The 9053-nt window shown below is 61.8% G+C and carries 7 protein-coding genes; 3 read left to right on the plus strand and 4 right to left on the minus strand.

Translation table 11 applies throughout. The features are described from left to right. Positions 1–76 precede the first annotated feature (76 nt). The 4 genes from DCO47_RS23305 to DCO47_RS23320 all read right to left on the minus strand — a co-directional run bounded on the left by DCO47_RS23305 (position 77) and on the right by DCO47_RS23320 (position 5323). Entirely contained in the window at positions 77–2515 is a 2439-nt protein-coding gene (locus tag DCO47_RS23305) for a TonB-dependent receptor (RefSeq protein ID WP_116659007.1), read from the minus strand. A gap of 98 nt (positions 2516–2613) precedes the next feature. After that, on the minus strand, positions 2614–3597 hold the full coding sequence (locus DCO47_RS23310) for a FecR family protein (RefSeq protein WP_116659008.1): 984 nt from the start codon (positions 3595–3597) through the stop codon (positions 2614–2616). 40 nt (positions 3598–3637) lie between these two features. Continuing rightward, positions 3638–4129, minus strand: a complete 492-nt coding sequence (locus DCO47_RS23315; RefSeq protein WP_116659009.1) for a sigma-70 family RNA polymerase sigma factor — start codon at positions 4127–4129, stop codon at positions 3638–3640. Positions 4130–4180: 51 nt separating this feature from the next. Continuing rightward, on the minus strand, positions 4181–5323 hold the full coding sequence (locus tag DCO47_RS23320; protein WP_116659010.1) for an MFS transporter: 1143 nt from the start codon (positions 5321–5323) through the stop codon (positions 4181–4183). 97 nt (positions 5324–5420) lie between these two features. Between DCO47_RS23320 and DCO47_RS23325 the strand changes: the two genes are divergently transcribed. The 3 genes from DCO47_RS23325 to DCO47_RS23335 all read left to right on the plus strand — a co-directional run bounded on the left by DCO47_RS23325 (position 5421) and on the right by DCO47_RS23335 (position 8981). After that, a complete protein-coding gene (locus tag DCO47_RS23325; RefSeq protein WP_116659011.1) occupies positions 5421–6185 on the plus strand; it encodes a helix-turn-helix transcriptional regulator in 765 nt (254 codons plus the stop codon). A 97-nt stretch (positions 6186–6282) separates the two neighbouring features. After that, positions 6283–7392, plus strand: coding sequence for an HlyD family secretion protein (locus DCO47_RS23330; RefSeq protein ID WP_116659012.1), 1110 nt, complete (start codon positions 6283–6285; stop codon positions 7390–7392). Next, the gene (locus DCO47_RS23335) at positions 7389–8981 is read left to right on the plus strand and encodes a DHA2 family efflux MFS transporter permease subunit (protein WP_116659013.1); all 1593 of its coding nucleotides are present in this window, start codon (positions 7389–7391) and stop codon (positions 8979–8981) included. Before DCO47_RS23330 ends, DCO47_RS23335 begins: the two co-directional genes overlap by 4 nt. Positions 8982–9053 lie beyond the last annotated feature (72 nt).

Here is a 9053-nt window from a genome sequence, read left to right on the forward strand (position 1 = left end):
CTTCGGCAGCTCCTACAGGGGATCGGCGAACATCCTGTAGGAGCTGCCGAAGGCTGCGATCTTTTGATCTTGTGTTTTAAAAACCGACGCTGGCCTGCACGAAGAACGTGCGCGGTGCGCCGACATACATCCCCGAATTGTTGTCGCTGGAGCGGGTGAAGTACTGCTTGTCGAAGACGTTTTTCACCCCGGCGCCGAGCTTGAGGTTCGACACCTGCGGGCCGAAGTCATAGCCGCCGCGCACGTTCCAGGTCACGTAACCCGGAATGTCGCCGTACTGCCCGTCCGCTGTGCCTGCGGTGATGTAGTTGCCGTTGAAGCTGCCATCGGCATTCACACCGGTGCCCGGCGAACGTTGTTTCGATTGGGCGAAGCCGTCGATGTTCCAGGTCCAGCGATTGATGTCGTAACGCAACCCGACCGTGGCCACCTGCCGCGAATAGAACGGCAGATCGCGGCCCTTGAAGCCGGGAATCTCGCCTTCATAGGTGGCGCGGGTGTAGGTGAAGCCGGCATTGGCGGTCAGGCCATCGAGGCGCGGGTCGAGTGCCGCCATGTCGTAGTGCACGGACGCTTCGATGCCCTGGTGCTTGGTCGCGCCGAGGTTGGTCCAGCCGACGTCGTTGCTGATGTATTGCAGCTCGTCGTCGAAGTCGATGTAGAACAGCGTCACCTCGCCACCCCAGACATCATCGTTGTAGCGCGTGCCGATCTCGTAGGTCTTGGCCTTTTCCGGCTCCAGACCGTTGGCGGTGCTGTCACCCGAACCGCCCTGGCCCAGCTGGAAATACTGCAGGCTGCCGAACGAGGTCTCGTAATTGGCGAACAGCTTCCAGGCGTCCGACAGGTGATACATCACGCTCAGCGCCGGCAGCGGTTCGTTGCTTTCGATGCTGCGGTTTTTTTCCGGGACCGGCCGGCCAGCGGTGTCGAGCACGGCGCGGTCATGCCAGTCGGTACTGATGTGTTCGAAGCGGATGCCCGGGGTGATGGTCCAGTTGCCGACGTCGATCTTGTTGTCGACATACACCGAGTTGGCCTCGGTGCCACCGGTGCGATCCTGGAACACATGGCCGTCGGAGGTCGGTGTGACCACTGGCTGGTTGTTGACCAGCGCCAGACGGCTCGATTCTTCGTGCATTGCTTCTTTCAGATAGCGATAACCAACGCTGACTTCCTGGGTGGTCGGGCCGACATCGAACACCCGCGACACGCGCGGCTCGATGCCGAGGGTGTAATAGGAACGCGGGTACGAGCTGAGGGTGCGCTGATCGCGCGCGGCGATGGTACTGCCGCGAAAGCTGTCGGTGTAATAGGTGAGGATTTCCGCCTGAGTGCGCTCATCGATCTGGCGAATCCACTTGAACGACACGTCTTTGCGCCGGCCACTGAACTGATCGTAGTCACGCACCGATTGGTACGGCTTGTCGTCGTACTGACGCTGGGTCAGGCCGCCGGGCATGTCGGCGCTGGCGTCGTAGTAGTGAAAATTGAGACTGAAATCATCCTGATCGGTCGGCGCCCAATGCGTCTTGAGCAGCACGTCGTCGATGTCATTGCCGTTGTTGCGTTCGCGATAGCCGTGGCCGTTGACGCCGGAGTACAACAGTGCGACGCCCATGCCGTTGTCGGCGGTGCCGCCGAGGAACGCCGTGTCGATGTGTTTCCAGCCGCCGTACTGCGTGGTCTCGAGGGTGGTGCCGATTTCACCGGTGGTTTTTTCCGGAATCGCACGAGTCACGAAGTTGATTACGCCGCCGACGTTTTGCGGCCCGTAACGCACGGAACCGGCGCCCCGCACCACGTCGATGCTGTCGAGATTGCCCGAGGAGATTGGCGCCATCGACAGTTGCGGCTGGCCGTACGGGGCAAACGCCGCCGGCACGCCGTCGATCAGCACGGTCGAGCGTGGCGACAGACGCGAAGTCAGACCGCGCACGCCAACGTTGAGGGAAATATCGCTGCCGCCGGTGCCGTTGGAATCCTGTACCTGCACGCCGGGCACGCGCTTGAGCACGTCGCTGACGTTCATCGCACCCTGCTCGACCATCGCTTCGCGGCGAATCACCGTACGTGCGCCGGGATGGTTCTGCACCACCGCCGCATCGGCGTCACCGAGCCAGTCGCCGACCACTTTGATGTCGGTCACGCCGAGCTCCAGCGGGCCACTGCTGGCAGCCGAAGTGGCAGCCGAAGTGGCGGCCGGTGCGAGCGTCACCGAGCCATCGTTGATCTGATAATCGAGGCCGCTGCCCTGCAACAACTGGCGCAGCGCCTGCTCCGCCGAGAGGTCGCCGTCGACCGCTGGCGCCTGTTTGCCAGCCACCAGCTCAGGGCTGAAAAACACCTGCAGCGAGGTCTGCTGGCCCAGCTCGCTCAAAGCCTGGCCCAGCGGCTGCGCGCGGATATGAATGGCTTCGGCGGCAAACGCCAACGGCGTCGCCGTGTTGACCGCGAGCGCCAGCGCCAGTGGCAACCAAGGGGATTTTTTATTGTGGGTTGTGGTGATGTTCACGTCGTACGGAGTCCTGTGGATCGCAAGAGTGTGCGGCTGTTAATGCAAACCAGTTGCAGTTGAACAGGAAGACGCTGAACGGGGAAAAAACCTGAATGCTATCGGGAAATTATTTCCTGACTGCCATCGGCGAGGGTGCGCACGGTCACCGGCAGGATGCTCGGCAAGGCTTTGAGCAAGGCCTCGGTGTCGTCGGATTTGAACACGCTGGTCAGGCGCAGGCTGGCCACGTTCGGCTGAGTGACGGTGAGCGGCTTGTCGCGATAGCGTGATACTTCTGCCGCCACTTCGCTGAGGCTGGCGTTGTTGAACACCAGTTTGCCGTGGCGCCATGCAGTCAGTTCCGCCGGGTTGACCGGGTATGCCGGCAGGACTTTGCCTTGCGCATCGACCGAAGTGCCGAGGCCTGCGCTCAGGTTGATGAACTCGTTGTCCCGCGCATGACTTCCCTGCACTTTCACCGTGCCCTGCTCCACCGCCACACGGGTTTGCGTGGCCTCGCGGCGCACATCGAAACGTGTACCGGTGACCGTGACCTTGCCGCTACCGGCCTCGACGACAAACGGCCGCGAGGGGTCATGTGCAACGCTGAACATCGCCTCGCCTGCGCTCAACTCGATCACCCGTCGATCCTGCTCGTAACGCACCTGCAAACGGCTGCGACTGTTCAGATCAATCACTGAGCCATCCGGCAGCGCCACATGTTTGCGCTCGCCCAGCGCCGTGGCGAACCCGGCGCGGTAACCGCCGGGATGATTCAGCCCACTGAACAGACCAAGTCCCAGCGCAACGGCCAGGACACTCGCGGCCACGGCATAACGCAACAACGGACGTCGTTCGCGGCGAGCTGGCGCAGTTTCAACAAGCGCTTGCAGACGCGACGTCGGCAGCCGATCAGCCGCCGCCCACAATCCTTGCAGCAGTTGGAATTCTTCGCGGTGTTGCGGATGCTCGTTCAGCCAGGCGTCGAAGCGCTGCTGTTGTTCGACGCTGATATCCGGCTCCTGCAAGCGCACGAACCAGCCTGCCGCCTCATCCCGCACCGCGGTTTGCCCACAGGCGCAATCACGAATCTCCATCATGGAATGTCCTGTCCGGGCGAAAATGAAAAGGTGCGAGCGCTCATGACTGCAACCCATTCAGCCGCTCGCGCAGATGCCGCAGGGTGCGGATCATATACTTTTCGACCATGTTCTTGGACAGCCCGAGGCGCTCGGCAATTTCTGCCTGCGTCAGGCCTTCGATCTTCTGCCAGACAAAGATCTTGCGACAGTTGAGCGGCAGCTCGGTGAGCGCGCGTTCGATGGAATCGGCCAACTGGATCGCGTGCATGTAGTGCTCCGGGTCGCCCGCTGATGACGCACTGTCATCGACCGCCTCCGACTCCATGGCGCCCCGCCGGTCCTCACGCCGGTAACCATCGACCGCGATATTGCGCGCGGTCTGGTGCAGATACGCGCGAGGCTGCTGCACCGCTGCCGAATCCGCCTCGAGCACCCGCACAAAGGTATCGTGCGCCAGATCCTCGGCCTGCGCGCGATTGCGCAGGCGCCGAGTCCAGGTGCCGATCAACTCTTCGTAATGCTCGAAAAAGCCGGATCTGCGGGAGCGCATGGGGGATGGACGGCGTGGTGAGGAAAGGGGCGTGAATAGTAATGCTTCCTATTAAGCCCGGCAATTTATTCCTTTGCATGCAAACGCGCTCAGTAACAACGCCACACCATTGCACACGATCAGCGTCGCGCCCAACGCCTGAAACCAACCGGCAAGCATCAGTCCCGCGCCTATCAGCAAGTAATACATCAACCCCAGCAACGCCCCGGCAGTACCCAGCCGATCGGCGTAATCGACCAGCGCCAGGCCCAGAACGTTGGGAATGGCCATGCCGAATGCCAGCACGATCAACAGCATTGGCAGCAGGAACGCGGCGCTGTCCTGCAGTAACCAGACGCCAATGCTACCGGCCAGTCCGCACACCGCTGCGAGCCGGATCAATTGCATCGCCACGTAACCGGCCAGCAACAGACGCTTGTTGAACCACGCGCCAAGACCCGAACCCAGCGCGAGCAACACGCCGCTGTAGCCGAACCACTCCTCGCTCATGCCAAAGCGCTGGAACATGAATGGCGCGAGGCTGTAGTAACTGAACAGCGCGACGTTGAATGACGCAATCCACAACGCTGAGCGCCAGATCCCGAGGTCACGCAGCATGAGCCAGAGGGTCTCGGAAAGACGGATGTCCGGCGTCTGTTCCGGCCGCGACTCCGCCAGGCCGTACCAACTCCACAGCCACAAACAGGCCGCGAGCAGCACCAACGCGCCGAGCACACCGCGATACCCGAACACCTGCACCAGACTGGCACCGCTGAACAATCCAATCGCCGGGCTTGCCGCCAGTGCGATGCCCACCAGCGAGAACACCTGCGCCAGTTCGGCACCCTTGAAGCGATCACGCAATACCGTTTGCGTGACCACCGAAGCCACCGCCGCGCCAAACGCTGCCAGCCCTTGAATCAACAGCAAAGCGTTGAAACTGCTGACCCCCAGGCCGACCAGCATGGCTACGGCATAAAGCGCCAGTCCCGCCAGCATCACCGGACGCCGTCCGAAGCGATCACACGCGCGGCCCCACGTAACTACGCCGAACGCAAACGCCAGAAAAAATACCGACAGGGACTGCGCGGCCGCTTGCGGACCGACAGCAAACGCTTGCCCCATGTCAGCCAAGGCCGGGCTGTACAGCGTTTGCGCGATTTGCGGGAACATCAGCAACCCGATCGCCAGCGCCAGAAAACTTCGGTTATTCATCCCTCACGACTCCTCTACGAAAGCAGAGAAGTTTAAGAACCAACCGTTGGCGTATTATCCAGACCCCGCCAATTTATCGCTGAAATCGGACAACCCCATGGCCTGGCTCGATGCCCATTCGACGTTTGATGCAGACAGTTTTGCCGCCCCGGTCATCGGCCTCGCCTCGACCCTGGGTGAACACGATTCCGGTATGCATCAGCATCGGCGCGGGCAATTGCTGTACACCCGGCAGGGCTGCATCCGGATCACCCTGGCGCAGCAGTTGTGCCTGTTGCCGCCGTCGCGGGCAGCATGGATTCCGGCTGGCGTCAGCCATCGCGCGGTGATGCAGCAGAGCGTCGATTATCGTTCGATCTACCTGGTCGATGACTTATGCCATGAGTTGCCGCATGAGGTCTGCGTCATTGAAGTCAGCCCCTTGCTGCGCGCGGTGCTCGAACCCATGGCGACGGCGGCGTTCGACACTGACTGGCGAACAGGCAAATTCGCCCACTTGCTCGGGCTGTGTCTGAGTGAAATCAATGACGCGGCGCAGCAACCGATGCTGTTGCCATTGCCTTGGGACAAACGAATTGCACCGCTGCTGGCGATGCCCGAACGCCTGCCACCCGCGCTGCATGTGCTGGAACAGCAGATCGGCGCCAGCAGCCGCACGATCGGGCGGATCTTCCAGCGCGAGACCGGTATGAGTTATCAGCAATGGCGTCAGCAGTGGCGCTTGATGCGCGCGATCGAACTGCTTGCCACCGGGCGAAGCCTGAGTTACTGCGCTTTTCAGTTGGGGTTTGCCAGCGACAGCGCGTTCATCGCCTTCTTCAAATCAATGACCGGCAGCACACCGGGCCAGTGGCTCAAGTAAGCAACTGACGATCAACCGCAGAAATAATTTGCCACGAAATATTACTCACGTCATATTACAGCCGTAATAACGAACCGTTTCCTCAGGTACTGACGCCATGACCAGCATGCCCTCCCCCGACTCTGTTTCGGTCAAGACCCGGCCTCCCCTGTTCAAACGCCTGTTGATCGCCGGCAGCGTTTTGCTGGTGTTGATCCTGGCGGGCATGTACGCCTTGCACTGGTGGGGCGCCGGACGCTTTCTGGAGGAGACCGACGATGCCTACATCGGTGGCAACGTCACCGTGATCGGGCCGAAAGTGGCCGGTTATATCGAAGAGGTGCTGGTGGGCGACAACCAGTCGGTGAAGGCCGGCGATGTGTTGATCCGCCTCGATGCCCGGGACTATCGCGCCAATCTGGCCAAGGCCGAAGGCGCTGTGGCGGCGGAACAAGCGCTGCTGGCCAACCTCGACGCCACCGAGCAATTGCAGCACGCGGTGATCGGTCAGGCCCGCGCCGGTATCGACGCAGCAAGCGCGGAAACGGCGCGGTCACGGGATGACAACACACGCTACAAACGTCTGGTGAGCAGCAACGCAGTGTCGGTGGAAAGTGCGCAGCGCGCTGACGCCACGTTCAAGACCGCGCAAGCCCTGAGCGCCCGAGCGCAGGCCGAACTGCTCGCCGCGCAACGGCAACTGGCGGTGATCGAAACCCAAAAACAACAAGCCCGCGCCGCCCTGCAGCAGGCCCGCGCTGAACGTGATCTGGCCGAGTTGAACCTCGGTTACACCGAACTGCGCGCGCCGGTCGATGGGGTGATCGGCAATCGCCGCGCCAGGGTCGGCGCCTATGCCCAGGCCGGTTCGCAACAACTGTCGGTGGTGCCGGCCAGCGGTCTGTGGGTCGATGCCAATTTCAAGGAAGATCAACTGGCGCGGATGAAACCCGGGCAACGCGTGAGCATCCGCGCCGACGTGCTGTCCGGCCAGGAATTCCACGGCCATCTCGACAGCCTCGCCCCGGCCACCGGCTCACTGTTCAGCGTGTTGCCGCCGGAAAACGCCACCGGCAACTTCACTAAAATCGTTCAGCGCGTGCCGGTCAGAATCGTCCTTGATCCGGCCGATGGTGTGCTCGGTCACCTGCGCCCGGGTCTGTCGGTGACCGCTGAAATCGACACCCGCGCCGAGCCGCAAACCCCCGCCGTGGCTGTCGCGCCATGAGCACCCGCCTTGCCGCTCCTGCGCAACCGTTCAATGCGGCAGACATGAGCACTGCGACCAAGGTGTTTGCCTTCGCCACCATGTGCATCGGCATGTTCATCGCCCTGCTGGATATCCAGATCGTTTCGGCGTCGTTGCGCGATATCGGCGGTGGCCTGTCCGCCGGCACCGACGAAACCGCATGGGTGCAGACCAGCTACCTGATCGCCGAAATCATCGTGATTCCGTTGTCGGGCTGGTTGTCGCGGGTGTTTTCCACGCGCTGGTTGTTCTGCGCCTCGGCAGTTGGTTTCACCCTCGCCAGTCTGCTCTGCGGCCTGGCCTGGAACATCCAGAGCATGATCGCCTTCCGCGCATTGCAAGGCTTTCTCGGCGGCTCGATGATTCCGCTGGTGTTCACCACCGCGTTCTTTTTCTTCACTGGCAAGCAACGGGTGATTGCCGCCGCGACCATCGGCGCGGTGGCTTCGCTGGCACCGACGCTGGGGCCGGTGATCGGTGGCTGGATTACTGACATTTCTTCCTGGCACTGGCTGTTCTATATCAATCTGGTGCCGGGGATTTTCGTCGCCGTGGCGGTGCCGATGCTGGTCAGGATCGATCAGCCGGAACTGTCGCTGCTCAAGGGTGCGGACTACCTGAGCATGGTCTTTCTCGCGCTGTTCCTCGGTTGCCTGGAATACACCCTCGAAGAAGGCCCGCGCTGGAACTGGTTCAGCGATCAGACGATCCTCACCACCGCGTGGATCAGCGGCCTGGCCGGGCTGGCCTTCATTGGCCGTACGCTGCATGTAGCCAACCCGATCGTCGATCTGCGCGCCTTGAAAGACCGCAATTTCGCCCTCGGCTGCTTCTTTTCCTTCGTCACCGGCATCGGCCTGTTCGCGACGATCTACCTGACGCCGCTGTTCCTCGGCCGCGTGCGCGGCTACAGCGCGCTGGACATTGGTATGGCGGTTTTCTCCACCGGGGTGTTCCAGATTCTGGCGATTCCGCTGTATGCCTTTCTGGCCAATCGCATAGATCTGCGCTGGATCATGATGCTCGGCCTGGGCCTGTTTGCCTTGTCGATGTGGGAGTTCAGCCCGATCACCCACGACTGGGGCGCCGGGCAATTGATGCTGCCGCAAGCACTGCGCGGGATTGCCCAGCAACTGGCGGTGCCGCCCGCGGTGACGTTGACGTTGGGCGGACTGGCACCGGCGCGACTCAAGCACGCGTCAGGGTTGTTCAACCTGATGCGCAACCTCGGCGGTGCGATTGGCATCGCGGCCTGCGCGACGATTCTCAATGACCGCACCAACCTGCATTTCACCCGGTTGGCCGAGCATTTGAACAGCAGCAATGAGGCGATGAATCAGTGGCTGTCGCAGGTCGGCGGCAACTTCGCCCATCTCGGCCAGAGCGGCGATGTCGGCGTCACTGCCAGCCTGCGCCAGTTGTGGCTGGTGACGTATCGCGAGGCGCAGACGCAGACCTATGGCGATACGTTTCTGATGATCATGGTCTGCTTCATCATCGCCACGGCGATGGTGCCCTTGATGCGCAAGGTGCAACCACCGGCCGCGCCGACTTCACAAGCACATTGAAGATTCCCTTGTAGGAGTGAGCCTGCTCGCGATAGCGGTGTGTCAGGTAGCAAACATGGTGACTGACATACT

This window comes from Pseudomonas sp. NDM, from assembly GCF_003105095.1.
Taxonomy (GTDB): Bacteria; Pseudomonadota; Gammaproteobacteria; order Pseudomonadales; family Pseudomonadaceae; genus Aquipseudomonas; species Aquipseudomonas moraviensis_A.